The following is a 24,356-nucleotide window of genomic DNA, read 5'->3' on the forward strand; positions in this document are numbered from 1 at the left end:
CTATCCGCCGAACGACCCGATCGCCTTGCCGAGTTGTACTGCACCGAGAATGACGAAGAGCACCGCCATGATGAGGTTGTTGTGCGCGATGAGTGCGGCCTTGACGGTGCCCAGCATCGCGGTCACCGACTTCGATCCGGATGCGCCGATCACGGTGGGCACGATGATGCCGAGCGAGCCCACGAGGGCGAACACCAGCACGGCGATGAACACCAACGGCCATTCGAGCTTGGCCGTGCCGATGGTGGCGCCGGCGGCGATCTCGAGCGGGAGGTTCTTGACGTTGGCGGTACCGAGAAGCAGAGCCAGCCCGATCGACTTCACGAAGCCGAACGAGTCGATGGCCGCGAGCCACTTGGGCTCCTTCGGCTTCGCGCCCTTCTTGGGGCGGTTCGTGAAGCTCCTCCAGGCGAGAAAGAAGAACAGGGCGGCGAACGCGAAGCCGATCACGATGTGGAAGAGCTGCGCGAAGAAGGAGTCGGACTGGGTGGTGCCCTTGGTTCCGGATGCGAAGATCAGCGTCACCGCGAAGGTCGCCACGACGAAGCCGACGGTGAATGCGACCGCGTTGAGCTTGCCCTTCGGGCCGAGAAGCAGGGCGATCACGGCCGCGATCGGCATCGGGGAGATGATGATGCCGAACGCCAACGGGAGGATGTCACCCAGAACCTGCCAGAACATGGGCTCAGACTAGCGGCACGACCGAATCGAGTTGCCAGAAGGTGGTGCCTGAGGCGGTGACTTGCCACATCATGTGGCAAGTCACCGGACCCGCAGACCCAGGCGAGTTCGAAGCTCAGACCCAGGCCCGCTCGGCCCTCAGACGGAGGCGAGCTCGCGATCGGCATCCTTCACCCGGATGGCCCGGTTCACCGCGCTGACGACGGCCTTGAGCGACGCCGTCGAGATGTCGGCGTCGATGCCCACGCCCCACAGCCGTGTGCCGTCGACCTGCAGCTCCACGTACGCCGCCGCCAGAGCGTCACCGGATGCGCTCAGCGCGTGCTCGACGTAGTCGTACAGCTTGATCTCGATGCCCTGCTCGCTCATCACATTGAGGAACGCCGCGATCGGGCCGTTGCCCGTGGCACCCGTCTCGATCACTGCATCGCCGATGCGCAGCTCGACCTCGAGGGAGACCGACCCGGACAGGTCGCTCGCCGTGCGCGTGCGGGTGAGCTCGAACCGGCCCCACTTCTCCTCGGCACGGTCGGCCGGCGCCGGCAGGTACTCGTCGTTGAAGATGGCCCAGATCTCGTCACTCGTGACCTCGCCGCCCTCCGCATCCGTCTTGGCCTGCACGACACCCGAGAACTCGATCTGCAGCTTGCGCGGCAGGTCGAGCGCGTGGTCGTTCTTCAGCAGGTAGGCCACGCCGCCCTTGCCCGACTGCGAGTTCACCCGGATGACCGCCTCGTAGGAGCGGCCCAGGTCTTTCGGGTCGATCGGCAGGTAGGGAACGGCCCACACCAGCTCGTCGACGTGCTTGCCCTGCGCCAGCGCGTCGGCCTCCATGGCCTCGAAGCCCTTCTTGATGGCGTCCTGGTGCGAGCCGCTGAACGCGGTGTACACGAGATCGCCGGCCCACGGGCTGCGCTCGTGCACCTTCAGCTGGTTGCAGTACTCCGCGGTGCGACGCACCTGGTCGAGGTCGGAGAAGTCGATCTGCGGATCGAGGCCCTGGGTGAACAGGTTGATGCCGAGCGCCACCAGGTCGACGTTTCCGGTGCGTTCACCGTTGCCGAACAGGCAGCCCTCGATGCGGTCGGCCCCCGCCTGGTAGCCGAGCTCGGCAGCGGCCACGGCCGTCCCGCGGTCGTTGTGCGGATGCAGCGAGATGATCACGTTCTCGCGGTGGTTCAGGTGACGGCCCATCCACTCGATGGAGTCGGCATAGACGTTGGGCGTCGACATCTCCACCGTGGAGGGCAGGTTGATGATGACCTTGCGGTCGGGCGTCGGCTCGAAGACCTCGAGCACCTGGTTGCAGATGTCGACCGCGAACTCGAGTTCGGTGCCCGTGTAGCTCTCGGGCGAGTACTCGTAGTACACCGTGGTCTCGGGGATCGACTTCTCGGCCGCCCTGCAGAGGCGCGCGCCCTCGAGGGCGATGTCGATGATGCCCTGCTTGTCGGTGCGGAACACGACGTCGCGCTGCAGGATGCTCGTGGAGTTGTAGAGGTGCACGATGGCCTGCTTGGCGCCCGCGATCGCCTCGTAGGTGCGGTTGATCAGGTGCTCGCGCGCCTGCGTCAGAACCTGGATGGTGACGTCATCCGGAATCGCATCCTCCTCGATGAGGGAGCGCACGAAGTCGAAGTCGGTCTGCGAGGCGCTCGGGAATCCGACCTCGATCTCCTTGTAGCCCATGCGCACGAGCAGATCGAACATGATGCGCTTGCGTTCGGGGCTCATCGGATCGATGAGCGCCTGGTTGCCGTCGCGCAGGTCGACCGCGCACCAGCGCGGTGCCTCGGAGATGTGCTTCGACGGCCAGGTGCGGTCGGGCAGGTCGACCACGATCTGCTCGTGGTACGGACGATACTTGTGCACCGGCATCGCCGACGGCTTCTGGTTGTTCTTCATGATGTGCGTTCCCTCGTGATCAGATCTGGTGGTAAGCCAACGACAGACTCCGCGACGAGGGAGGCCTTGAAACTAGGACTCGTCGCGGCAGCTAAGAAGGAGCGAACCGAACAGCACGGATATAAGTTACCACGCCGCCGCCGCTGCGGCGTGGGCGACATGTTCGCGTGCCGTCGCTCCCGCGGCGGCGCGCTCACCCTGGGTCGTCAAGGAGGGCCTGTTGCGTTCGCTTCCCGGCCATCGCATCCGTCGGACCGTTTCGCTTATGTCGGGCTAGGGGGCCACGCGGCCGTTCGCGTTGAAGGCGGCGTAGGTGAGGGGCATGAGGCCCGCCCAGAGCTCCTCCATCTTCTCGGCGCACATCTCGATCTCGCGCTGCGGGAAGCTCGGGAAGTGCGTGTCGGCGCGCTTCGTGCGCAGCGAGAGGAAGTTCATCAGCGAGCGGGCGTTCACCGTGACGTACATCGAGGAGTAGATGTTGAGCGGCAGCACGATGCGTGCCACCTCGCGGGCCACGCCGGCCTCGAGCATCCGTTCGTACGACTCGAAGGCGGCCGTGCTCGCCGTCTCGACCTCGCGCCGGGTGAGCTCGGTCTGCTCGGGGGTGCCGGGCAGGAAGTCATAGGCTCCCGGCTTGCCCACCTGCACCAGGTTGCGGTCGACGCCCGGCACGTAGAACACGGGACGCAGTTGCCGGTAGCGACCCGACTCCTCGTTGTAGCTGGCGATGCGGTGCCGCATGAACTCGCGGAACACGAAGATCGGCGCTTGCACGTAGAACGTCATCGAATTGTGCTCGAAGGGCGAGCCGTGGCGGTCGCGCATGAGGTAGTTGATCAGTCCGCGATCGCGCTTGGGATCCGCCGCCTCACCCGACTCGGCCGATTCGAGGGTCTGCTCCCCCTGCGTCGAGACGCGCGCGGCGAACAGGACGTCGGAATCGTCGGCACTCGACCGCACGAGCTCCACGGTCATCTCGGAACGGAATTCGATGTCAGTCACGCCCTTCACGATAGCGGCGGCCCGCGTAACAAACGTCACAGTGGGCCGCAGACGGATGCGGCGCGCTACCGTTCCAGCATCATGAACCCGCTCGTCCCCCTCGTGTTCGCCGTCGGTCTCGTCACGCTGGCGACGCTCGCCGGCGTGGTCTGGAAGGCGCGCCAAGGCGCCGCCCGAAGCACCGCGCCGAGCGAGGCTCTCGACCCACAGCTGCTCGCGCCCGCATCCGGTACCGAGGCGCCGGCGTTCGGCCGGCGGGCCACCCTGGTGCAGTTCTCCACCGAGTTCTGCGCGAGCTGCCCGTCGACCCGCCGCGTGCTCTCCGGCATCTCCGCCCAGAACGCGGATGTCGCCTACCTCGATGTCGACGTCACCGACCGCGCTGACCTCGTGCGGCGGTTCAGCATCCTGCAGACGCCCACCACACTCATCCTCGACCGCGACGGCGTGGTGCGCACACGCATCGGTGGCGCCGTGCGCCCCGCGGTCGTCGAGGCCCGATTGAAGGAGTTCGTATGATCGACCCCCGTTCACCCCGGTTCGGAGCCGGCATCACGGCAGTGCTGCTGCTGGTCGTCGTGGTGCTGAGCTTCTCGTTCCCCACGGATGGCGGCACCGCGCCGGCGGCGCGCATCCTGACCCCCGCGTTCCTGCTGCTCGCCGCCATCAGCCTCCTGTTCCTCTGGGGAGCCGTGGCGGGCGTGGCCCGGCATCCGTACGGCGCGCTCTTCCGGGTGCTCGTGCGGCCCCGGCTGGCGCCTCCCGCGGAGCTCGAAGACCCCAAACCACCGACGTTCGCCCAGCTGGTGGGCTTCATCGTCACCGTCGCCGGCCTCGTTCTCGCCGCCCTCGGCGTGCCCTTCGCCGTGACGACAGCGGCATCGCTGGCGTTCGTGGCCGCGTTCCTCAACTCGGTGTTCGGGTACTGCATCGGCTGCCAGCTCTACCTGGTGATCGTTCGCACACGCGTGCGGCGCCGCGCCGCCGTCTAGGCCGCTCCCGGCCAGGCCACTGCCTTTGCGCAGACAACCCGAATAGTCTGGTCACACCGACGGAGAGGTGTGCCCCATGGCTGTCACGAGCGAATCCACGACCGTGTGGAGCGGAGATCTGGCGAGCGGATCGGGCACCACCACCCTCGACTCCTCGGGTGCCGGTACCTTCGCGGTGAACTGGCGGGCCCGCTCCGACGGGTCCGAGAGCGTCACGACGCCCGAGGAACTCCTCGGCGCCGCACACGCCGCCTGCTTCTCGATGGCGTTCTCGCACGAGCTCGCCGCGGCGGGCTTCGCGCCCGACTCGATCCAGACCACGGCGGCCGTCACCTTCGACCCCGCCGAGGGCATCACGGGCAGTCACCTCCTCGTGAGCGCCCAGGTACCGGGCATCGGTGAGGCCGCGTTCCAGCGCATCGCCGAGTCGGCGAAAGCCGGATGCCCCGTCTCCCGCGCCCTGGCCGGCATCCCGATCACCCTTGAAGCGAGTCTCGCCTGATGGCCGATCCCCGCACCATCCTCATCGCCGGCGGCTCGGGCTTCATCGGTACCGAGCTGGCCGCCCAGCTTCGCGCCGACGGACACACCGTTCTGATCCTGGTGCGACGGCCCGCACGCACGCCCACCGAGCGCAGCTGGGACCCGGAGGCGCGATGGATCAAGACCTCGATCATCGACGGCGCCGATGCTGTGATCAACCTCTCGGGCGCATCCATCTCCCGACTGCCGTGGACGCTCCCCTACAAGCGCGAGATCCTGCAGTCGCGGGTGCAGGCCACCTCCACGATCGCCGAGGCGATCCTGCGGGCCGATTCGCCGCCGTCGGTGTTCCTCAGCGGATCCGCCGTCGGCTACTACGGCGACAGGCCCGGTGAGCTGCTCACCGAGGAGTCGCCGCAGGGTGAGGGTTTTCTGGCCAAGGTCGTCGAGGCCTGGGAACGCGCTGCGGCGCCCGCGGCGGAGAGCACCCGCCTGGTGACGCTGCGAACGGGTCTCGTGGTGGGCGCGGGCGGCGGCGCCCTGAAGCCGCTGACGCTGCTGACGAAGGCCGGGGTCTCCGGCCCTCTCGGCTCGGGCGACCAGCTCTGGCCGTGGATCAGCCTGCACGACGAGGCCGCCGCCATCCGGCACCTGCTCGATTCGGCACTGAGCGGCCCCGTGAACCTCGCGGGCCCTGAGCCGGTCGCAGCGTCGATCATCGGCAAGGAGCTCGCGGAGCAGCTGCACCGGCCGTTCTGGCTTCCGGTGCCCGGCTGGGCGCTGAAGGCCGCCTTGGCCGACGCCGGGCGCGACCTGCTGCTCGCCGACCAGGATGTGTCGAGCCAGAAGCTCGTAGCCGACGGATTCGTCTTCCGCGACGACACCGTCGAGAAGGCGCTCGCGCAGATCTGACCGGTGGTCAGGCGCTCGGTTGCGCCCGGGCGGTCTCGTGCTCGAGCCTGATCGCCGTGCGCAGCGCCTGACGCGCCCGTCGGCGGTCACCGGAGGCATCGTAGGCGAGACCCAGGCGGAACCAGTCACGCCAGTTCGTCTCGTCGTTCTCGACCGCGTCTTTGTAGATCTCGAACTCCGCGTCGGCCGCCTCGCGGATCGGGCGGCCGCTCGTCCGCTTCGGCAGGTCGTCGACCGGCAGCTCGCCCTCGCGATCGAGCTGCTCGACGAGCCGTTGCGTGCGGAAGCCGAACATCAGCTCGCGCACCAGCGCCCAGGCGCCCACGATGGGCAGCGCGATCAGCGCGATGCCCATCACGATGGCGATGGGCTCGCCCGTGAGCACGAACATCACGGCACGCTGGCCCACCAGCACGAGGTAGAGGGCGAGCAGTGCCGCCATGATCAGGGCGGCGACGCGGCCTTTCACGGTGTCACACTCGTGGCTGCCGCGGCCTGGCCCGACACGTTCTCCGGCGCGGCGGCATCCGTCGCGGATGCGTCGACCGTGTTCGCCGTGGTGCTCTCACCCGCGAGATCGAGCAGCTGGTCGAGCCCCACCGTCACGCCGCGCAGGTCGACGGCTGCCCGGAGGGCGACGAGGATGCCCGCCGCGTAAGCGGTGGGAGAGATCGTCTCGTGCGTGATGGTGAGCACCTCACCGGTGCCGCCGAAGATCACATCCTGCTTCGCCACGATGCCGGCGAGTCGCAGGCTGTGCACGGGGATGCTCGCCACCTGCTGACCGCGCGCCCGCTGGTCGGAGTGCGGTGCGGCCACCGGCCCGCGCTCGGAGCGGGCGGCCTGCATCAACTCGGCCGTGCGCACGGCGGTACCCGATGGGGAGTCGACCTTGGAGGCGGCGTGCGCCTCGATGATCTCGATCGAATCGTAGAAGCGCGCGGCCAGGGCGGAGAAGCGGGTGGCCAGAACCGAGCCGAGCGAGAAGTTCGGGATGATCAGCACACCGCTGCGGGGCTTGTCGCCGAGCGTGCGACGCAGGGTCGTGATGCGCTCGGCCGACCAGCCGGACGTACCCACGAGCACCTGCTTGCCGTTCGCCACGGCGAAGTCGACCACGCCCTGGCTGACTCCGGGAACGGTCACGTCGACCACCAGGTCGGCGGCCAGCATCTCGTCGAGGGCGGACTGCGACGACAGTTCGGCCACCAGATCGAGATCGTCGGCCTCCTCGACGAGACCGGCGAACAACCGGCCCATCTTCCCTGTCGCACCGACGATGGCAACCTTCGTAGTCATGCCCTCCAATCTACCGGGCCGCAGCAGGGCACCGGCCTAGGCTGGAGGTCATGCGCATCCGTACCGGCGACGTCGACGCTCCCGCCGAGCACGCACTCCTGGAGGCCTACTTCGCCTATCGGGCCGCGTCGTTCCCATCGATCGACCGCGCGTACAGCGTGGTCTTCCCCTCGCGCGCCGTGTTCACGCACCCGGCAGGCGTCTTCCTGGTCGTCGAAGACGATTCGGGGTCGGCAGTCGGCTGCGGCGGCATCCGGATGCTGCCCTCCCTCGCCGAGGGTGTGGTGCGCGTCGAGGTGAAGCATGTGTGGCTCTCGCCCGAGGCTCGCGGGCGCGGCTGGGCCGGCACCCTGATGGAGGCGCTGGAGGCGGAGGCCCGTGCCCTCGGCGCCACCGAACTCGTGCTCGACACCCACCACACGCTCGAGGGCGCGGCGCGGCTGTACGCGCGGCTCGGGTACGAGGGTATCGAGGCGTACAACGAGAATGTGAATGCGACGCGGTGGTATCGGAAGGCGTTGTAGCGGGGTGGTTGTGCTGGTTGCCGGTGGTTCGACGCCGCCGGTCTCGGCCGGCGTCGCGGAGCCGCGCAACTACGCGAATACGCAAGACCGGAGCCCTATAGCGGGTCGGTCTGCCCCATTCACGTAGTTACACGGCAGTCAGAACGACAATTGTTCGGCCCACCCACGGTTTCACTGCCACAACGACGCCACGCGCAGGAAAGCCGCGAGCCGTACTCGACGACACAAGGTGAGCGCGCCGCCGCGCGCTGGAGCTGGGAGCGACGATCCGGTGGATCGTCGCCGCGACGCCAGCGCCGAGCGAGCTACGCTCGCTCGGTTCAAGAAGTGGCCCGCCTGCGGCAACAAACACAGCCACCTAGTACGGCTGCGGGTCGTTCACCCCTGTGCGGAGTTCCACCGGGAGGTGGCCCAGGTCGTTGTGGGAGACGAGCTCGGGGATGCGGCCTGCCTTGAAGCGGATGATCGTGAGGCCGCAGTGCGCCTGGTTGATGCCCGCCCAACGCCAGTCTGGAGCGCTGACGGCCTCGCGCACGAACCACCCGATCACGAAGTTGTGCGTGATGAGGAGGTCGTGGGTGGTCTCGCGGGCCGGGGTGAGGAACTCCGACACGGCATCGGCCATCTGCGCCTTGCCCGCTTCGAGCTCGTCTTCGCTCACCGAGTTGAAGAAGGCCTCGAACGTGTGCGGCATCTGGGGCGAATAGCCGGTGGGCACGCAGTCGAACAGCAGCGCGCTCGGCTTGGGGTCGAGCGCGGGGAGGTGCTCCGACATGATGGCGGCGGTCTGCTCGGCGCGCTGCAGCGGGGAATGCCAGACGTTGTCGAACGGCACTCCGCCGAGCCGGTCGGCGATCAGCCGGGCCTGACGCACGCCGCGCGGCGACAGCGGCCCGTCGACCACGCCGTGCTCGGCATCGAGCTGCTCGCCGTGCCGCACGAGATAGAGGTTGTGGGCCATCAGCTCGCCACCGTCACGACGGATGCGCCGGTCGCCGGGGCTGAAGCCGCCCGTCGAGATCCGCTTGTGAGAGGCGACGCGGACATCACCTGTGTGAAGGCGTCGTCGGCAAGCGGCCCCACCGCCGCGATGCTCAACGGCCCCTCGACGAGTTCCGCTGCGAGCGACTGAACGTCGTCGATGCCGACCTCCCGAAGACGGCGCACGCTCTCGTCGAGGTCGACGAACTCCCCCAGGGTGATTTCGGCTCGGCCGAGGCGCGACATCCGGGTGTCGCTGTCTTCGAGGGCGAGAGCAGCCGAGCCCGAGAGCTGGCCGTAGGCGCGGGTCAGCTCCTCGGGCGTGATGCCGTGCTCGGCGAGCCGCCGCAGCTCGTCGAGCATGAGCTCGGCCACGGTGCCCTCACGGCCCGGCGTGCAGCCGGCGTACATCGTGAAGACGCCGGCATCCGAATAGCTCGGGGCGTACGAGTACACCGAGTACGCCAATCCGCGCTTCTCGCGCACCTCCTGGAAGAGACGCGACGACATGCCGCCACCGAACACCGAGTTCAGCACCGCCATGGCGCTCCGGCGCTCATCGGTGGCCACGATGCCCGGGAGGCCCAGCATCACACTGGCCTGCTCGGTGGGCTTCGCGATGATGGTGAGCGGGCGACCCGCAGACGGGACGACGGCGGTCGTGCTGCGGCGGGCACGCGGCGCGGCCTCGGAGACCAGGTTCCAGCCGGAGGCGCTGAGGGATGCGGTGACCGCGGCCACGATCGTGTCGTGGTCGACGGCACCGGCGGCCGACACCACGAGGTCATTGGGCCGGTAGGCGCCCCGGTAGTGGTCCCACACCGCGTCACGTGTGACGGCGCGAATCGTCTCCGGTGTGCCCCCGACGGGCCGTCCGAGCGGATGATCGCCCAGCACCGCTTCGAAGAGCCGCTCCCCCACCACGTCGCCCGGGTCGTCTTCGGCCATTGCGAGTTCTTCGAGGATGACACCGCGTTCGGTCTCGAACTCGCCACGGTCGAGGACCGATGAGGCGAGCATGTCGGAGAGCACCTCGATCGCCATCGGCAGGTCGGCGTCGCGCACCTTCGCGTAGTAGCAGGTGTACTCCTTGCTCGTCACCGCGTTGTGCTCTCCGCCGACCGAGTCGAACGAGATCGCGATGTCGAGCGCGGTGCGGCTCGGGGTGCCCTTGAACAGGAGGTGCTCGAGGAAGTGCGTCGATCCGAAACGAGACGGATGGCGGTCATCGGCCCCGAGCTCGTCTCGTGAGCCGGCGGCCACCCAGTAGCCGATCGTGGCGCTGCGACTGCCCGGGATGTGCTCGGTGAGGATGCGCACCCCGCTCGGCAGGATGGTTCGCCGCACCAGCCCTTCGGCGACAGTGCCGATCGAGAGTTCCGGAAGGTCAAGTGGAAGAGGTACAGCGCCGTTCATCATCAGGAGCCAGCCTATCGGCCGACGCCGGAATCGCAGCGGGCTGTCACTCGCTCACGGTGACTGTCCAGCCATCCGGCCAGCGAACCGTCACGGCAGAACTGCCGCGCATCCCCGGCGAGAGCTCCGATTGCACGACCACCGGCGGATCGCTGACAACGACATAACCCGACTACGGCGTAGGCTCCCGCCAGCGGCGAGCCGGCGGGCGAGCACGAAGCACGGCTCCGCTGCCCGAACGACGGATGCCCGCCCCACATGATGTGGAACGGGCATCCGGTGATCAGGGCCGGCTTCAGCCTTCGGCGGGAGCCTCGGGGCCTTCGCTGTGCGCAGCGGAGCCCTCGGTGTCGGCCGCCTCGGCGAGAACCGGGGCGAGCGAGAGCTTTCCGCGGTCGTCGATCTTGGTGATCTCCACCAGGATCTTCTGGCCGACGCCGAGCACGTCTTCGACGTTCTCGACACGCTTGCCACCGGCGAGCTTGCGCACCTCGGAGATGTGCAGCAGGCCGTCCTTGCCCGGGAGCAGGGAGATGAACGCGCCGAACGTGGCGAGCTTGACGACGGTTCCGAGGAACTGCTCGCCGATCTCGGGGTTCTGCGGGTTCGCGATGGCGTTGACCTGGGCGCGAGCCGCCTCGGCCGACGGACCGTCGACGGCGCCGATGTACACGGTGCCGTCTTCCTCGATCGAGATGTCGGCGCCGGTCTCGTCCTGGATCGCGTTGATCGTCTTGCCCTTCGGGCCGATCAGCTCGCCGATCTTGTCGACGGGGATCTGCACCGAGATCACGCGGGGCGCGGTGGGAGCCATCTCGTCGGGGGCGTCGATAGCCGCGTTCAGCACGTTCAGGATGGCCTCACGGGCCGCCTTCGCCTGCTTGAGCGCACCATCGAGCACCGAGGTGGGGATGCCGTCGAGCTTGGTGTCGAGCTGGATCGCGGTGATGAACTCGCTGGTTCCGGCCACCTTGAAGTCCATGTCGCCGAGCGCGTCTTCCGCACCGAGGATGTCGGTGAGGGCCGCGTAGCGGGTCTCGCCGTCGACCTCGTCGGAGACGAGACCCATCGCGATGCCGGCGACCGGGGCGCGCAGCGGCACACCGGCGTTGAGCAGCGACAGGGTCGAGGCGCAGACGGAACCCATCGACGTCGAACCGTTGGAGCCGAGAGCCTCGGACACCTGACGGATGGCGTAGGGGAACTCCTCGCGCGAAGGCAGCACCGGCACGAGGGCGCGCTCGGCCAGGAAGCCGTGCCCGATCTCGCGACGCTTCGGCGAACCCACACGACCGGTCTCACCGGTGGAGTAGGGCGGGAAGTTGTAGTGGTGCAGGTAGCGCTTCTTCGTGATCGGGCTCAGCGAGTCGATCTGCTGCTCCATCTTGAGCATGTTCAGCGTGGTGACGCCCAGGATCTGGGTCTCACCGCGCTGGAAGATGGCGGAACCGTGAACGCGGGGAATGACCGCGACCTCGGCGTCGAGCGGGCGGATGTCCGCGAGCCCACGACCGTCGATGCGCACGCCGTCTTTCAGGATGCGGCCGCGAACGACCACCTTGGTGACCGACTTGTACGCGGCGGAGAACTGCGCGAGCGCCTCGGCGTCGAGCGAACCGGCTTCGACCTTGGCGGCGACCTCGGCCTTGACGCGGTCCTTCAGTGCGTCGTCGGCATCCTGGCGCTCGATCTTGTCGGCGATCTGGTAGATCGAGACGAGCTCGTCGTAGGCGAGCTCGGCGACGGCGTCGTAGGTGGCCTTCGAGTAGGGCAGGAACACCGGGTACTCGCGCACGGCCTTGTTGGCCTGCTGCGCCATCGACGCCTGAGCCTCGACGAGCTGCTTGATGAACGGCTTCGAGGCCTCGAGGCCCTGGGCCACGACGGCCTCGTTGGGCTTGGTGGCGCCGGCCTTGATGAGGTTCCAGGAACCTTCGGTGGCTTCCGCCTCCACCATCATGATGGCGACGTCCTGCGAGCCGTCGGCAGCGGTCACGACGCGACCGGCGACGACGATGTCGAAGACGGCCTCCTCGAGCTGCGAGGCCTTCGGGAACGCGATCCACTGGTCGGCCTCGGTGCCGTAGCCGGGCATCAGAGCCAGACGAACAGCGCCGATGGGGCCCGAGAACGGGATGCCGGAGATCTGCGACGAGGCCGAGGCCGCGTTGATCGCGAGCGAGTCGTAGAACTCGTCGGGAGCGATCGACAGAACCGTGATGACGACCTGCACCTCGTTGCGGAGGCCGGTGACGAACGACGGACGCAGGGGGCGGTCGATCAGGCGGCAGACGAGGATCGCCTCGGTGGAGGGGCGGCCTTCGCGGCGGAAGAACGAGCCGGGGATCTTGCCGGCTGCATACGAACGCTCTTCGACGTCGATGGTGAGCGGGAAGAAGTCGAAGTTGTCTTTCGGGTGCTTGCTCACGCTCGTGGCGGAGAGCAGCATGGTGTCTTCGTCGAGGTACGCGGCAACGGCGCCCTGAGCCTGCTGCGCGAGGCGGCCGGTCTCGAAGCGAACGGTGCGGGTGCCGTACTTGCCGTTGTCGAGAACGGCTTCGGCGAATTTGATTTCAGGACCTTCCAAGAGGTCTATCTCCTTTGTTTAGCGTCGCGGCCCCGTGTGGGCGTGCGACTCCTCGCGTGGGAGCAGGCCTCATGACAGGGATTTTTGACGCTCCCTGAACGTGTGTTGAAGGGTGACGCGGTGCTCTCGCACCTGCTGGCCACCAGTAGAAACTCTCCGGAATCAGATCGCGCCGGAAAACCACCACCGAGGACCAGCTACCTGCCAGCCTGCTCTCAACTCTCCCATGCTACCAGCCGGGGCTGGGAGAACCGCGGATTCCTCGCGACTCGCCGCGCCGCGCCGGGTCAGAGCCGGATCTCGACACGGAGCGGCTTGACGGCATCGCCCCCGAGGTCGACGATCGTGGCCGGCACCGTGGCCGCCTTGCGCTCGCGAACGAGCGGCTGGAGGCGCGCGTCCAGATCCGCGTCGAGCTCCGGTGGCACGAAACCCGCCCGGTGGATGCTGCCGTCGCCCGCGACCAGGTCGACGGCCACGCGCAGCTGCCTGCCGAGCCAGCGGCTGGCATCCGGAGTCAGCACCGCGACCAGTTCGTCGCCCTGGCTCTTCGCCCGCGCGGCATCGATCGACATCTGGCGCCGCTCGCTCTCGAGCACCCGGATGCGGCGGGTCGGCGCCTCCTCGAATGGCACCAGTTCGATGCCCCGGAGCGTCTTGCGGGTGTTCTCACTGTCTCGCCCGGCGGTGAGCACGAGCGGCACCACAAGGGCGCCGGCAGCGGCCAGGGCGAGAACGAGCAGACCGATCGTGAGGATGGGACCGATCACCGGCCAATCCGCGCGGCTCACGAGGCTGGCCGCCATGGCCAGCACGAGCACGACCGCGAACAGGAACACCTCCCAGCGCCAGAAGGGCTTCCATCTCCGCGCGTGGTCCATGCCTCCATTCTGCCGTGCCCGGCTGGGTGCCGGATCCGTCACCTGGCGCCCTTAGCGCACACGGGACGGGCCGCAGCTGACGGATCCGCGAGGTCGAGGGGGCCGATCAGCGGTCGTGCATCGTGAAGGCGCGCGCGAGTGTGCGGCCGAGTGGGGGCAGGGAGGCGGTCGCGACCACGGCGCGGCGCAGGGCGAAGCCGGCGGCCGACGTGGGGCGGCCCATGGTCATGTTGAACTCGGAGATGCGCGCGGCCGCGCGGGCCGAGCGCAGGCGGGCGCGGCCGAGATCGGCCAGCGGCGACGCCGCGTCGTGCGGCGGCGAGCCGAGCGCGGCGAGGAGCGCCGGCATCCGCTCGGCCAGTGCATCCGCGTCGAGCCAGCCGAGGTTCATGCCCTGCCCGCCGATCGGGCTCACCTCGTGTGCGGCGTCGCCTATCACCGCCAGACGCCCGTCGTCGGAGGCCATTCGGGACAGGATGCGGCGCCGCACGCCGAAGGCGCTGCTCATCGTCGCGGTGGCGGGGTCGGGCGCGGCTTCAGGCGCGATGCGCTCGGCGATCAGCCGTGCCAGCAGTGCCGCATCCGCGCTCTCGTCGCCGACGCCCGCGGGGAGATGCGTCACCCAGCGTCGCCGCCCGGCAGGGAGCGGGAACGACTCCACGATCCCCGACGGGTGCAGGTGCAGCACCGCGAGCGCGCCGTCGCCGGTCGCGTCGGCGAAGTCGCCCATGAGGTAGCGATACGGGTAGCTCCGGCCGGCACCCCGCTGACCCAGCGCGGCCGCGACCACCCCCGACAGGCCGTCCGCGCCCACCGCCATCCTCGCTCGCACCGAGGGGAGGCCGCCACCGAGATCGAGGCGAACGGATGCCGCCTCCCGCCCCACCCGCAGCACCTCCACGCCGGTGCGCAGCGCATCCGGAGCCAGCTCGGCGAGTCGCGTGCGCAGGATCCGCTCGGTCTCGAGCTGTGGCAGCGAGACCACGAACGGCAGCTGCGCGCCGGTCGAGGCGAAGTCGAGCCGGGCGCGCTCCCGGCCGTGGATGCGCAGCACACCGCGGTCGATCCGCACGCCCGCCACCACGATCTCGTCGAGAACGCCCAGCCGCCCGAGCGCGGCGAGCGAGGGCGGGTGGATACCGATCGCCCGGGAGTGCCGATGCGCTCGGGAGCGCTTGTCGAACACCACGACGTCGATCCCCCGCTGGGCCAGGGCCGCCGCGAAGAACACGCCGACCGGGCCTGCCCCGACGATCGCGACATCGTGTATCCGCGGGGCAGGCCCGTCGGCGGCTGCGGAGCGTGGGAGCTCCGGCGCAGGCGACTCCCCGTCAGGCATCCGGAATCGGCACGGTGTCGCGGGCGGCGGCACTCGCGGCGTAGCTCAGCAGCACGCGATAGGGCGCCTGGGTCTCCACGATCCAGTCGCGGCGTGCGGCCACGCGCAACTCGCCCTCGGTGTAGCTGCGACGGATGGAGGTGAGGCCGTCCTCGCGGATGAACGAGTTGCGCAGTGGCAGTGTCGCCACCGAGAACGCCGCGTAGGCGAGCGGGCTGCGCCGGATGTCACTGTGGATCGAGAGGCCTCGGCAGAGCAGCTCGCAGTCGATCAGCAGGTCGGCGAGCTGCTCGGCATCGAGGTGGTGCAGCACGTGGTTCGAGATCACGAAGTCGAAGCGCACCGCGATCTCCACGAGGGCCGCACTCGTGGTGCGCAGGAAGCGCACGCCGTCGGGGTTCGGCGCGCGCTCGGCGAAGTCCAGGGCGCGCGGGTCGGGATCGATGGCCGTCACCTCGAGCAGCAGTCGGTCTCTGGCCGCCCAGTGGGCGAGGGCACGGGCCACGTCTCCCCCGCCGCATCCGATGTCCAGCAGCGCCGACGGCTCGGTGCGCGACAGGAGCGGCCGGATGCGTCGCCGGTACGTGTCGTGCCAGCCCGCCACCACCCGGTTCACGAGCCGGAACTGCTCGTAGGTGCGGTTGAGGGTGAGCAGATTGCAGTCCGGCTCGTCCATGCGTTCGCGCGCATCGACCGCGCGCTTGCGCATCGAGGGGATTCCGAACGCCACGCTCTAGGCCTCCCGGGCGGACCGCAGTGTCATCAGTCCCGTCTCCACGGTGAGGCCGGGGCCGAACGCCATGGCACACACGCGGTCGCCGGCAGATGCCCCGCCGTCATCGACCGAACCGGGCCAGCCGTCCATGATCGCCTTCAGCACGAAGAGGATCGTGGCACTCGACATGTTGCCGTACTCGCGCAGCACGCCCCGCGAGGGCGTGAGCTGAGCCTCGGAGAGCTGCAGCTTCGCCTCCACCTTGTCCAGGATGCTCCGGCCGCCGGGGTGGATCGCCCAGTGAGCGATCGACTCGTGCGGGGCATCCACGAGTTGCGTCTCGCGCGCCAGGAGCGGCTCGAGCGCGCCGGAGATGTGCTGGTCGATGATCTTGGGCACGTACGAGCTGAGGATCATCTCGAAGCCCTCGTCGCCGATCTTCCACGCCATGTCCTCTTCGCCGACCGGGGTGAGCACGCTCTCGAACGCATCGAGGTCGAGCACGGGCGAGGATGACGGCAGGTCACGCGCCGTCACGATCGCGGCCGCCGCCCCATCGGCGAACACCGACGACGCCACGATCTGGTCGGGTTCGTTCGACGAGCGCATGTGCAGGGTGCAGAGTTCGACGCTCACCACCAGCACGACGGCATCCGGTTCGGCCTCGCAGAACGACTTGGCCATCCGGAGCGCGGGGAACGCGGCGTAGCAGCCCATGAAGCCCACGTGATAGCGGAGGGTGCTCGGCGCGAGGCCGAGTTGGCGCACGAGCACGTAGTCGGGGCCGGGGGCGAAGAAGCCGGTGCACGACACGGTCACCACATGGGTGATGTCGGCGGCGGTGATTCCCTCGACGGCGTCGAGCGCCTTGCGGCCCGCCTCCACGTAGAGGGCGCTGGCGCGCTCGATGTAGAGCTCGTTGCGCGCCTTCGTGGAGGGGGCGAGCAGGTGGCCGCTGGCGAGGTCGAAGAACTGCGGATGCTCCGTCTGCGTGTCGAGGGTGAGCTCGTCGATCACGGTGTAGCGCGTGTCGATGCCCGATCCGTCGAAGGAGGCGGAGACGAGGCGGGTGCCGAGCCGGGTGAGGCCGGGCTGCGACGCGAACACGTCGCGCACCTGGGGCTGCCTGAGGACTGTGGCCGGAATCGCGGTCTGGATGGTTCGCACGCTCACTGCCATAGGCCCATGTAAGCACGATCATGTGCCTGCATGGGCCTATCGCAGCAATGTCCCACCGGTCGAACCCTTGAGCACACCCACTGAGCGCACAGGGTCGCAGGATTTGTCGCCAAAGTACCGGTCAGGCGACAAATCTTGCGACCCAGCCCAAGCAGGTGTGGCTGTGTCGGGCCTACTGGGCGCCGTAGGCACCGATCGGGCTGAACGAGGAGTCGAGGGCGAACGGGTCCTTGACCTCGGTGGAGCGCTTCGACACCGCCACCGCGGCGGCGAGTTCGCCTGCCGCACGGCGGATGCGGTCGGGAAGCGTGGGGAAGCCGTCATCCGCAGCGCCGTGCCCCCAGTCCTCGGTGGCGGCGAACACGCTCGTCGGGAGCACGGATGCGCGCAGGTAGCTGAACAGTGGGCGCATCGCGTGGTCGAGGGCCAGCGAGTGCCGCGGGGTGCCACCGGTGGCGGCGATCAGCACCGGGAGGCCGGTGAGGGCCGTGTTGTCGATCACGTCGAAGAACGACTTGAACAGACCGCTGTAGCTCGCCGTGAAGATGGGCGTGGTGGCGATCAGACCGTCGGCGTTGGAGACCGCATCGATCGCCCCCTGCAGCTTCGAGCTGGCGAAGCCGGTCATGAGGTTGCTCGTGATGTCGTTCGCCACGTCGCGGAGATCGATCATGGTGAGTTCCACGTCGATGCCGCGGTCGCGGAGGTCGGCGACCGTCGCCTCCGCCAGCCGGTCGGCCAGGAGCCTCGTGGAGGAGGGCTGGCTGAGGCCTGCGGAGACGGCCACGAGCTTCTTGGGGCTGGATGTGTTCTCGGTCATGATCAGGCTCCCTTGATGCCGAAGGCGGCGCCGGTTCCGGCGCTGCGTGCTGTGCCGGCGCCCGCCCCGGCTCCGGCCAGTGCACCACTGCGGGCGGCCTCGGCGGCCACGACCGACTGGGCATCGGCCTCGGCGACCTCGCGGGCCGCGGCGCGGGCCGCCATCCGCTCGATCTGCGACTGGTGGGTGGGGCCGTCCGGAACGTGGGCGGGGCGCTTGGCGTCCATCTCCTTGCGGAGGGTGGGCACCACGAGCTCGCCGAGCATGTCGAGCTGCTCGAGAACGGTCTTGAGGGGCAGGCCTGCGTGGTCCATCAGGAAGAGCTGGCGCTGGTAGTCACCGAAGGTGTCGCGGAACGTGAGCGTGCGGTCGATGACCTGCTGCGGGCTGCCCACCGTGAGGGGGGTCTGCTCGGTGAAGTCCTCGAGGCTCGGGCCGTGGCCGTACACCGGAGCGTTGTCGAAGTACGGGCGGAACTGGTTCACCGCGTCCTGCGAGTTCTTGGCCATGAAGACCTGCCCGCCGAGGCCGACGTAGGCCTGGTCGGCCTGGCCGTGGCCGTAGTGCTCGAAGCGCTGGCGGTAGTAGGCGATGAGGCGCTGGAAGTGCTCCTTCGGCCAGAAGATGTGATTCGCGAAGAACCCGTCGCCGTAGTAGGCGGCCTGCTCGGCGATCTCAGGGCTGCGGATGCTGCCGTGCCAGACGAACGGAGCGACCCCGTCGAGCGGGCGCGGTGTGCTGGTGAAGCCCTGCAGAGGAGTGCGGAACGTGCCCTCCCAGTCGACGACGTCCTCATCCCAGAGGCGGCGGAGCAGGGCGTAGTTCTCGATGGCGAGGGGGATGCCCTGGCGGATGTCCTTGCCGAACCACGGGTAGACGGGGCCGGTGTTGCCACGGCCCATCATCATGTCGACGCGGCCGTCGGCCACGTGCTGGAGCATCGCGTAGTCTTCGGCGATCTTCACCGGATCGTTGGTGGTGATGAGCGTGGTGGCCGTGCTCAGCAGGAGGTTCTCGGTCTTGGCCGCGACGTAGCCGAGCATCGTCGTGGGGCTCGACGGAACGAAGGGCTCGTTGTGGTGCTCGCCGAGGGCGAAGACATCGAGGCCCACCTCTTCGGCCTTCTGCGCAATGGTCAGGATGGCCTTGATGCGCTCGTTCTCGGTGGGGGTGGTGTTGTTCGTCGGGTCGGTGGTGACGTCTCCGACGGTGAAGATTCCGAACTGCATGGTCGACTCCTGGGTCGTGATCATTTCAATGCGTTTGCATGAATAATCTACTCAACAACTCGTCGCGGAATCTATTCCCGCGAACGAGAAGGGCCGCCATCCCGGAGGATGACGGCCCTTTCGAAGGAGTCACGACGATTCGTGACGAGGTGCTGCTTCGACTAGCGGCGCAGGCCGAGTCGCTCGATGAGCGAACGGTAGCGGTCGATGTCGATGTCCTGGAGGTAACCCAGGAGGCGGCGGCGCTGGCCCACGAGCAGCAGCAGACCACGACGTGAGTGGTGGTCGTGCTTGTGCTCCTTGAGGTGCTCGGTGAGATCCTTGATGCGACGGGTCATCATTGCGACCTGCACTTCGGGGGATCCGGTGTCACCGGGGTGGGTAGCGTACTCGTCGATGATCGCCTTCTTGACGTCTGCTTCGAGTGCCATAGATGGGATCCCCTTTCTCTCGTTGCGCGGTGCCGTCCAGCCTTGTGCTGCGGCTCTCTTTATCCGCGGCCGTTTTCACGGCAACCTGTAGAGCCTAGCAGAAACACGGCCGTAACAATCAGCAGCCCAGTTCGACCCCGCGGCGGGAACACACCAGACTGGAACAGCGTTGGTAGACCTCGGAACGGATTCAACTATGACACTCACCACACTCGGTTCGCCCCTCAGCACCGACACCCTCCCCGTGCTCGACCTCTCTCGCCTCTCCGGCTCTGATGCCGATGCAGAGGCCTTCCGCATCGACCTCCGCGAGGCCACCCACGACTACGGCTTCTTCTATCTCGTGGGCCACGGCGTGCCCCACGAGCTGATCGAGCGCGTGATGACCACGGCTCGCGCCTTCTTCGATCTCCCGGAGGCCGACAAGCTGGCCATCGAGAACATCACGAGCCCGCACTTCCGCGGCTACACCCGCGTGGGCGGCGAGCTCACCCAGGGCAAGGTCGACTGGCGCGAGCAGATCGACATCGGCACCGAACGCGAGCCCGTCGAGATCACTGCCGACACTCCTGACTACATGCGACTCGAGGGTCCGAACCAGTGGCCGGATGCTCTGCCCGAGCTGCAGACGACGGTCGCCGAGTGGTACGACGAGCTGTCCCGTGTGAGCCTCACCCTCCTCCGCGCCTGGGCGGTTTCTCTCGGCGCTCCTGAGAACGTGTTCGACGAGGCCTTCGCCGAGCGACCGTCCACGCTCATCAAGATCGTGCGCTACCCCGGCAAGAGCGACCCGGAGCCCAAGCAGGGCGTGGGCGCCCATAAGGACAGCGGCGTTCTCACCCTCCTCCTCGTCGAGCCCGGCAAGGGCGGCCTGCAGGTGGAGAAGGACGGCGAGTGGATCGACGCTCCCCCGATGGACGACGCCTTCGTGGTGAACATCGGCGAACTGCTCGAGGTCGCCACCAACGGCTACCTCAAGGCCACCGTGCACCGCGTCATCTCGCCGCGCATCGGCGACGACCGCATCTCCATCCCCTTCTTCTACGCCCCGGCGCTCGACTCCACGATCCCCGTGCTGCCGCTGCCCGAGGCACTCGCGGCCGAGGCGAAGGGCATCACGGTCGATCCGACCAACCCGATCTTCTCGACCTACGGTGACAACGCGTTCAAGAGCCGTCTCCGCGCGCACCCGGATGTCGCGGCAATCCACCACTCCGACCTCGTGGAGCGCAACGCGGCCGCCGCCGCGCAGAACAACCAGGCGTGAGCGGGGAGACCGGAGCACCTCCCCCGGAGCCCGCGCCCGAGCCGTCGACGCCCCCGCCTCCGAAGGTCGGCGGAACCGTCGGCGGCCCGGCCGGCGAACCGGCGAAGCGTCGCAATCCGTTCGTCGACCTCACGCCGCTGAGAGCGAGCCCCGCGTTCGCGCGACTCTGGGCCGGCCAGGCCATCTCGGGCATCGGCAGCCAGATGACCATCGTGGCGGTGGGTCTCGATGTCTACCGCCTCACCGGATCCACCCTCGCCGTGTCGGGCGTCGCCCTGTTCGCGCTGGTTCCGATCGTCTTGGCCGGTCTTTACGGCGGCATGCTCGCCGACGCCTTCGACCGCCGCAGGGTGGCACTCATCGCGGCGATCGTGGCGTGGTCGTCGACGGCCTTGCTCGCGGCGCTCGCCTGGGGCGGAGCCGACAGCGTGGCGGCGCTGTACGCCCTCGCCACGGTGAATGCCGTGGCCGCGACCGTCATCCAGACCACCCGGTCGGCGATCTACCCGCGCATCCTCCCCCGCGAGCTGCTGCCGGCCGCGGCCGCGCTCAACGGCATCACCATCGGGATCATGGTGACTCTCGGCCCCGCACTCGCGGGTGTGCTCGTGGCCACGGTCGGGTACGGGTGGACCTATTCCGCCGACGTCGTGCTCTTCATCGCCGCTTTCGTGGGCATCATCGGGCTGCCGCGCATCCTGCCTGAGGGCGAGATCAGACGGCCCGGGCTCGAGTCGCTGCGACAGGGCTTCGCGTTCCTCAAGCGTGCCCCGAACATCCGGGCGTCGTTCCTGATCGACATCGCGGCCATGACCTTCGGGCAGCCGCGTGTGCTCTATCCGGCGCTCGGCGTGCTGGTGCTCGGCGGCGGGCCGATCACGGTGGGCATCCTCACCGCCACGTTCGCGGTGGGGTCGATGCTGGCCTCGATCTTCTCGGGGCGGCTCGGCCACGTGCGGTGGCAGGGGCGGGCGATCGCCCGGGCCGTGCAGAGCTACGGGGTGTTCATCGCGCTGTTCGGCGTGGTCATCCTGGTGGCGTTCCTCTCGGGGACCCCCGCGAGCCAGGACCTCGCCGACGCCAACGTCGTGGCCATCGTGCTCGCTGCGCTCGCCCTCGTGGGCGCCGGCGCGAGCGACGAGGTCAGCGCCATCTTCCGCAGCACCATGCTGCAGACCGCCGTGCCCGACAACATGCGGGGGCGGCTGCAGGGCGTTTTCACCGTGGTGGTGACGGGCGGGCCGCGCATCGGCGACCTCTACGTGGGCGCGCTCTCGGTGTTCGCCGCCCTGTGGTTCCCGCCACTCGTGGGCGGCTTGGCGATCGTGGTGGTGGCGGCCGTCATCGTGCGCTTCGTGCACAGCTTCCGCGCCTACGACGCGCTCGACCCACAGCCCTGAGTTCCGCTATAGGCCCGCGGGCGGGTGCTCGCCCGGCGCCAACACGAGGCTGAGTCGCTGCGTGGGCCGCGTCATGGCCACATACAGAGCGGATGCGCCGCGCGTGTTCTCCGCGATCAGCGCGGCCGGCGACACCACCACCACCGAGTCGAACTCGAGGCCCTTGGCGTCGGCGGGCGTCAGGAGTGCGATGTCGCGGGTGAGCCCGGCGACGCCCACGCCGATCGCGCCCTCGAACTCCGCGGAGAGCACCGAGCGCAGGCGATCGAACAGCGACTCCGGCGCGATGACCGCCGCGGTTCCGCCCGCGCGCAGCATCGACGTGAGCTCGTCCACCACGGCGGCGTCGAGCCCGCCCAGATCAGACGTCGCAAGCGCCGTCACCGGCCACTCCGTCGTGCGCACCGACTGCGACCGCGTCACCCGGAGACCGTTGGCCTCGGCCACGCGCTCGGCGGCATCCACGATCTGCGAGGGCGTGCGGTAGTTCACCGTCAACTCCTCGAGCCGCCAGTTCTCGCCCACGAGCGGAGACAGCGTGGCCTCCCAGCTCGTCGACGACGCCGCGGAGCTGGCCTGCGCAACATCGCCCACGATCGTGAACGAGCGCAACGGCGACTTGCGCAGAAGCACCCGCCACTGCATCGGTGAGAGCTCCTGCGCCTCGTCGACCACGATGTGCCCGTAGGTCCAACTGCGATCGGATGCCGCGCGCTCCGCCGTGGTGAGGCTCACCACCGACTCGGCGAACCCGGCCACAACCGACTCCGCCGACACCTGGCCCGCCACGTCCATGTTGCGGATCGCGTTCTTCGCGTTCTCGAGGTCGCGCTTGTGCTGCGCCTTCTCCGCGCGCTTCTTCGCCACGTCGCCCTGGTCGTAGTCACCGAGCAGCTCTGCGGCCTCGTCGAGCAGCGGCACATCCGACACCGTGAACGCAGCGCCGCGCTCGCGGCGGAGCAGTTCGCGCTTGGCTCTCGACCAGTGTCCCGTGAGCGTGGCGAGCCACTGCGGGCGGGCGTAGAGGTCTTCGAGCAGCTTCTCGGGGGTGAGCGGGATCCACGCCGTGTTGAGCGCCACGCGCACGTCGTAGGCGGTGCGGATGTCTTCACGGAGGTAGGCCATGTCGGCGTCGTCGACCGTGCTGCCGCGCCGGCGCAGCTGGTCGGCGAGCTGCCGGGTGAGCTGCCCGAGCACGTTCTTCACGAACGACACCCGGCCTTCGTTGTAGGGCTTTCCGGTCTCGCGCGCCTTGGCCATCGCATCCGCGATCAGCTGGGGCTGGAGGATGAGCGACTCCCCGTTGATCTCAAGCCGCACGTCGGCCTCGGGCACGCGTTGACGCGAGCGCACCGCGCGACGGATGAGCGCCGCCATCTCGGCCGAGCCCTTGAGCGCGGCCACTGCGGGCGCGTCTTCCGCCGTCGCATCGAGCCCCGGGTAGAGCTGACCGAGGCTCGAGAGCACGACGCCGGTCTCGCCGAGGCTCGGCAGCACCGCGTTGATGTACTGCAGGAAGGCGCGCGACGGCCCGACCACGAGCACCCCGCTCGACCCGAGCCGGTCCCTGTGCGTGTAGAGGAGGTAGGCGGCGCGATGGAGGGCCACGGCGGTCTTGCCGGTGCCGGGGCCGCCCTGAACCACGAGGAAGCCGGCGAGGTCGGAGCGGATGACCCTGTCCTGCTCGGCCTGGATGGTGGACACGATGTCGTGCATCTGCCCGGTGCGCTGCGCCGAGAGCGCGGCGAGCAGTGCGCCCTCGCCCTGCAGCTGGGTGCCTTCCTCATCGAGCAGGGTGCTGTCGAACACCTCGTCCTCGATACGGATGACGTCGCGCCCGCGCGTGGTGAGGTGCCGGCGGGCACGGGCGCCGAGCGGCGTCGCGGCGGTGGCCTGGTAGAAGGCGCGGGCCTGCGGGGCGCGCCAGTCGAGCAGCAGTGGTTCGAGGTTCTCGTCGCGCAGACCGATGCGGCCGATGTAGCGCAGGGTGCTGCCACCCGCATCCGGATCGGTGAGTTCGAGACGCCCGAAGGCGAGTCGCTCGCCCACCTCGCGCAACTGGGCGATGCGGTCTTCGTAGACCCGCGCGAACGCGTCGCGTTCGGAGCGGGACTGGTGGTTGCCGCCGACGTTCTCGCGCCGGACGGTGACGAGCTCGGCCTCTGCCTCGGTGCGGAGACGGTCAAGGCGCTCGTAGAGCGCAGCCACGTACTCACGCTCTCGCGCCAACTCTGTTTCCGCCACAGAACCTCCCCGGAATCCGGCAAGCAAGTCTACTCGCCGAATCCCGGGAGGATGACGCAGAGGGGGTGA

At 68.7% G+C, this 24,356-nt stretch carries 23 protein-coding genes; 7 read left to right on the forward strand and 16 right to left on the reverse strand.

Annotated elements, in window-relative coordinates; translation table 11 throughout:
• The 3 genes from EPO52_RS01610 to thyX form a co-directional block, all read right to left on the reverse strand.
• Positions 1 to 681, reverse strand: coding sequence for a GAP family protein (locus EPO52_RS01610; RefSeq protein ID WP_290801008.1), 681 nt, complete (start codon positions 679 to 681; stop codon positions 1 to 3).
• A gap of 138 nt (positions 682 to 819) precedes the next feature.
• Entirely contained in the window at positions 820 to 2,586 is a 1,767-nt protein-coding gene (gene leuA, locus EPO52_RS01615; protein WP_290801010.1) for a 2-isopropylmalate synthase, read from the reverse strand.
• A 273-nt stretch (positions 2,587 to 2,859) separates the two neighbouring features.
• Complete coding sequence (gene thyX / locus EPO52_RS01620; protein WP_290801772.1) at positions 2,860 to 3,561, reverse strand: FAD-dependent thymidylate synthase; 702 nt, start codon at positions 3,559 to 3,561, stop codon at positions 2,860 to 2,862.
• Between the two features lie 108 nt (positions 3,562 to 3,669).
• On the opposite strand from thyX, the gene EPO52_RS01625 reads away from it, so the two are divergent.
• From EPO52_RS01625 to EPO52_RS01640, 4 genes are all read left to right on the forward strand, one after another.
• Positions 3,670 to 4,107, forward strand: coding sequence for a thioredoxin family protein (locus tag EPO52_RS01625; RefSeq protein WP_290801013.1), 438 nt, complete (start codon positions 3,670 to 3,672; stop codon positions 4,105 to 4,107).
• Positions 4,104 to 4,580: a DUF4395 domain-containing protein gene (locus tag EPO52_RS01630; RefSeq protein ID WP_290801016.1), complete on the forward strand. Its 477-nt coding sequence runs from the start codon at positions 4,104 to 4,106 to the stop codon at positions 4,578 to 4,580. Before EPO52_RS01625 ends, EPO52_RS01630 begins: the two co-directional genes overlap by 4 nt.
• 76 nt (positions 4,581 to 4,656) lie before the next feature.
• Entirely contained in the window at positions 4,657 to 5,082 is a 426-nt protein-coding gene (locus tag EPO52_RS01635) for an OsmC family peroxiredoxin (protein WP_290801019.1), read from the forward strand.
• On the forward strand, positions 5,082 to 5,975 hold the full coding sequence (locus tag EPO52_RS01640) for a TIGR01777 family oxidoreductase (protein ID WP_290801022.1): 894 nt from the start codon (positions 5,082 to 5,084) through the stop codon (positions 5,973 to 5,975). Before EPO52_RS01635 ends, EPO52_RS01640 begins: the two co-directional genes overlap by 1 nt.
• 7 nt (positions 5,976 to 5,982) lie before the next feature.
• On the opposite strand, the gene EPO52_RS01645 is transcribed toward EPO52_RS01640, so the two are convergent.
• Complete coding sequence (locus EPO52_RS01645) at positions 5,983 to 6,417, reverse strand: tetratricopeptide repeat protein (protein WP_290801774.1); 435 nt, start codon at positions 6,415 to 6,417, stop codon at positions 5,983 to 5,985.
• A gap of 23 nt (positions 6,418 to 6,440) precedes the next feature.
• Complete coding sequence (gene dapB / locus EPO52_RS01650; RefSeq protein ID WP_363339107.1) at positions 6,441 to 7,274, reverse strand: 4-hydroxy-tetrahydrodipicolinate reductase; 834 nt, start codon at positions 7,272 to 7,274, stop codon at positions 6,441 to 6,443.
• A gap of 50 nt (positions 7,275 to 7,324) precedes the next feature.
• Here dapB and EPO52_RS01655 point away from each other — a divergent pair, with 50 nt between their 5' ends.
• Positions 7,325 to 7,798 (forward strand): GNAT family N-acetyltransferase, encoded by a 474-nt coding sequence (locus tag EPO52_RS01655; RefSeq protein ID WP_290801024.1) that lies wholly within the window; start codon positions 7,325 to 7,327, stop codon positions 7,796 to 7,798.
• Positions 7,799 to 8,156: 358 nt separating this feature from the next.
• On the opposite strand, the gene EPO52_RS01660 is transcribed toward EPO52_RS01655, so the two are convergent.
• From EPO52_RS01660 to rpsO, 10 genes are all read right to left on the reverse strand, one after another.
• Entirely contained in the window at positions 8,157 to 8,759 is a 603-nt protein-coding gene (locus EPO52_RS01660; protein ID WP_290801027.1) for a histidine phosphatase family protein, read from the reverse strand.
• On the reverse strand, positions 8,759 to 10,195 hold the full coding sequence (locus tag EPO52_RS01665) for a pitrilysin family protein (RefSeq protein WP_290801777.1): 1,437 nt from the start codon (positions 10,193 to 10,195) through the stop codon (positions 8,759 to 8,761). The genes EPO52_RS01660 and EPO52_RS01665 overlap by 1 nt, the downstream gene beginning before the upstream one ends.
• Positions 10,196 to 10,490: 295 nt before the next feature.
• Complete coding sequence (locus EPO52_RS01670; protein ID WP_290801029.1) at positions 10,491 to 12,782, reverse strand: polyribonucleotide nucleotidyltransferase; 2,292 nt, start codon at positions 12,780 to 12,782, stop codon at positions 10,491 to 10,493.
• A 287-nt stretch (positions 12,783 to 13,069) separates the two neighbouring features.
• A complete protein-coding gene (locus EPO52_RS01675; RefSeq protein ID WP_290801031.1) occupies positions 13,070 to 13,663 on the reverse strand; it encodes a hypothetical protein in 594 nt (197 codons plus the stop codon).
• A gap of 106 nt (positions 13,664 to 13,769) precedes the next feature.
• Positions 13,770 to 15,002, reverse strand: a complete 1,233-nt coding sequence (locus EPO52_RS01680; protein ID WP_290801033.1) for an NAD(P)/FAD-dependent oxidoreductase — start codon at positions 15,000 to 15,002, stop codon at positions 13,770 to 13,772.
• A complete protein-coding gene (locus EPO52_RS01685; protein WP_290801036.1) occupies positions 14,995 to 15,732 on the reverse strand; it encodes a class I SAM-dependent methyltransferase in 738 nt (245 codons plus the stop codon). The genes EPO52_RS01680 and EPO52_RS01685 overlap by 8 nt, the downstream gene beginning before the upstream one ends.
• Positions 15,733 to 15,735: 3 nt before the next feature.
• Positions 15,736 to 16,896 carry a type III polyketide synthase gene (locus EPO52_RS01690; protein WP_290801039.1) on the reverse strand — a complete coding sequence of 387 codons (1,161 nt, stop codon included), beginning with the start codon at positions 16,894 to 16,896 and terminating at the stop codon, positions 15,736 to 15,738.
• 172 nt (positions 16,897 to 17,068) lie between these two features.
• The gene (locus tag EPO52_RS01695; protein ID WP_290801042.1) at positions 17,069 to 17,716 is read right to left on the reverse strand and encodes an FMN reductase; all 648 of its coding nucleotides are present in this window, start codon (positions 17,714 to 17,716) and stop codon (positions 17,069 to 17,071) included.
• A 2-nt stretch (positions 17,717 to 17,718) separates the two neighbouring features.
• Positions 17,719 to 18,945: an LLM class flavin-dependent oxidoreductase gene (locus EPO52_RS01700; protein WP_290801045.1), complete on the reverse strand. Its 1,227-nt coding sequence runs from the start codon at positions 18,943 to 18,945 to the stop codon at positions 17,719 to 17,721.
• 161 nt (positions 18,946 to 19,106) lie between these two features.
• The gene (gene rpsO / locus EPO52_RS01705) at positions 19,107 to 19,376 is read right to left on the reverse strand and encodes a 30S ribosomal protein S15 (protein WP_290801048.1); all 270 of its coding nucleotides are present in this window, start codon (positions 19,374 to 19,376) and stop codon (positions 19,107 to 19,109) included.
• A gap of 196 nt (positions 19,377 to 19,572) precedes the next feature.
• Between rpsO and EPO52_RS01710 the strand changes: the two genes are divergently transcribed.
• Both EPO52_RS01710 and EPO52_RS01715 read left to right on the forward strand, forming a co-directional pair.
• Positions 19,573 to 20,643 carry a 2-oxoglutarate and iron-dependent oxygenase domain-containing protein gene (locus EPO52_RS01710; protein ID WP_290801051.1) on the forward strand — a complete coding sequence of 357 codons (1,071 nt, stop codon included), beginning with the start codon at positions 19,573 to 19,575 and terminating at the stop codon, positions 20,641 to 20,643.
• A 137-nt stretch (positions 20,644 to 20,780) separates the two neighbouring features.
• Positions 20,781 to 22,043 (forward strand): MFS transporter, encoded by a 1,263-nt coding sequence (locus EPO52_RS01715; protein WP_290801780.1) that lies wholly within the window; start codon positions 20,781 to 20,783, stop codon positions 22,041 to 22,043.
• 6 nt (positions 22,044 to 22,049) lie between these two features.
• Here the strand turns inward: EPO52_RS01715 and EPO52_RS01720 are convergent, their stop codons facing one another.
• Entirely contained in the window at positions 22,050 to 24,287 is a 2,238-nt protein-coding gene (locus EPO52_RS01720; RefSeq protein ID WP_290801053.1) for a UvrD-helicase domain-containing protein, read from the reverse strand.
• Positions 24,288 to 24,356 lie beyond the last annotated feature (69 nt).

This window comes from Herbiconiux sp., assembly GCF_004297105.1.
In the GTDB taxonomy this organism is placed as follows: domain Bacteria; phylum Actinomycetota; class Actinomycetes; order Actinomycetales; family Microbacteriaceae; genus Herbiconiux.

What these genes read in the sequence shown, in the direction of transcription:
- EPO52_RS01665 (WP_290801777.1), bottom strand. Translation starts at nt 10,195, where the DNA reads ATGAACGGCGCTGTACCTCTTCCACTTGACCTTCCGGAACTCTCGATC.
- thyX (WP_290801772.1), bottom strand. Translation starts at nt 3,561, where the DNA reads ATGACCGTGGAGCTCGTGCGGTCGAGTGCCGACGATTCCGACGTCCTG.
- EPO52_RS01710 (WP_290801051.1), top strand. Translation starts at nt 19,573, where the DNA reads ATGACACTCACCACACTCGGTTCGCCCCTCAGCACCGACACCCTCCCC.
- leuA (WP_290801010.1), bottom strand. Translation starts at nt 2,586, where the DNA reads ATGAAGAACAACCAGAAGCCGTCGGCGATGCCGGTGCACAAGTATCGT.
- EPO52_RS01630 (WP_290801016.1), top strand. Translation starts at nt 4,104, where the DNA reads ATGATCGACCCCCGTTCACCCCGGTTCGGAGCCGGCATCACGGCAGTG.
- EPO52_RS01690 (WP_290801039.1), bottom strand. Translation starts at nt 16,896, where the DNA reads ATGGCAGTGAGCGTGCGAACCATCCAGACCGCGATTCCGGCCACAGTC.
- EPO52_RS01695 (WP_290801042.1), bottom strand. Translation starts at nt 17,716, where the DNA reads ATGACCGAGAACACATCCAGCCCCAAGAAGCTCGTGGCCGTCTCCGCA.
- dapB (WP_363339107.1), bottom strand. Translation starts at nt 7,274, where the DNA reads ATGACTACGAAGGTTGCCATCGTCGGTGCGACAGGGAAGATGGGCCGG.
- EPO52_RS01660 (WP_290801027.1), bottom strand. Translation starts at nt 8,759, where the DNA reads ATGGCCCACAACCTCTATCTCGTGCGGCACGGCGAGCAGCTCGATGCC.
- EPO52_RS01700 (WP_290801045.1), bottom strand. Translation starts at nt 18,945, where the DNA reads ATGCAGTTCGGAATCTTCACCGTCGGAGACGTCACCACCGACCCGACG.
- EPO52_RS01680 (WP_290801033.1), bottom strand. Translation starts at nt 15,002, where the DNA reads ATGCCTGACGGGGAGTCGCCTGCGCCGGAGCTCCCACGCTCCGCAGCC.
- EPO52_RS01640 (WP_290801022.1), top strand. Translation starts at nt 5,082, where the DNA reads ATGGCCGATCCCCGCACCATCCTCATCGCCGGCGGCTCGGGCTTCATC.
- EPO52_RS01655 (WP_290801024.1), top strand. Translation starts at nt 7,325, where the DNA reads ATGCGCATCCGTACCGGCGACGTCGACGCTCCCGCCGAGCACGCACTC.
- rpsO (WP_290801048.1), bottom strand. Translation starts at nt 19,376, where the DNA reads ATGGCACTCGAAGCAGACGTCAAGAAGGCGATCATCGACGAGTACGCT.
- EPO52_RS01645 (WP_290801774.1), bottom strand. Translation starts at nt 6,417, where the DNA reads ATGGCGGCACTGCTCGCCCTCTACCTCGTGCTGGTGGGCCAGCGTGCC.
- EPO52_RS01625 (WP_290801013.1), top strand. Translation starts at nt 3,670, where the DNA reads ATGAACCCGCTCGTCCCCCTCGTGTTCGCCGTCGGTCTCGTCACGCTG.
- EPO52_RS01675 (WP_290801031.1), bottom strand. Translation starts at nt 13,663, where the DNA reads ATGGACCACGCGCGGAGATGGAAGCCCTTCTGGCGCTGGGAGGTGTTC.
- EPO52_RS01610 (WP_290801008.1), bottom strand. Translation starts at nt 681, where the DNA reads ATGTTCTGGCAGGTTCTGGGTGACATCCTCCCGTTGGCGTTCGGCATC.
- EPO52_RS01635 (WP_290801019.1), top strand. Translation starts at nt 4,657, where the DNA reads ATGGCTGTCACGAGCGAATCCACGACCGTGTGGAGCGGAGATCTGGCG.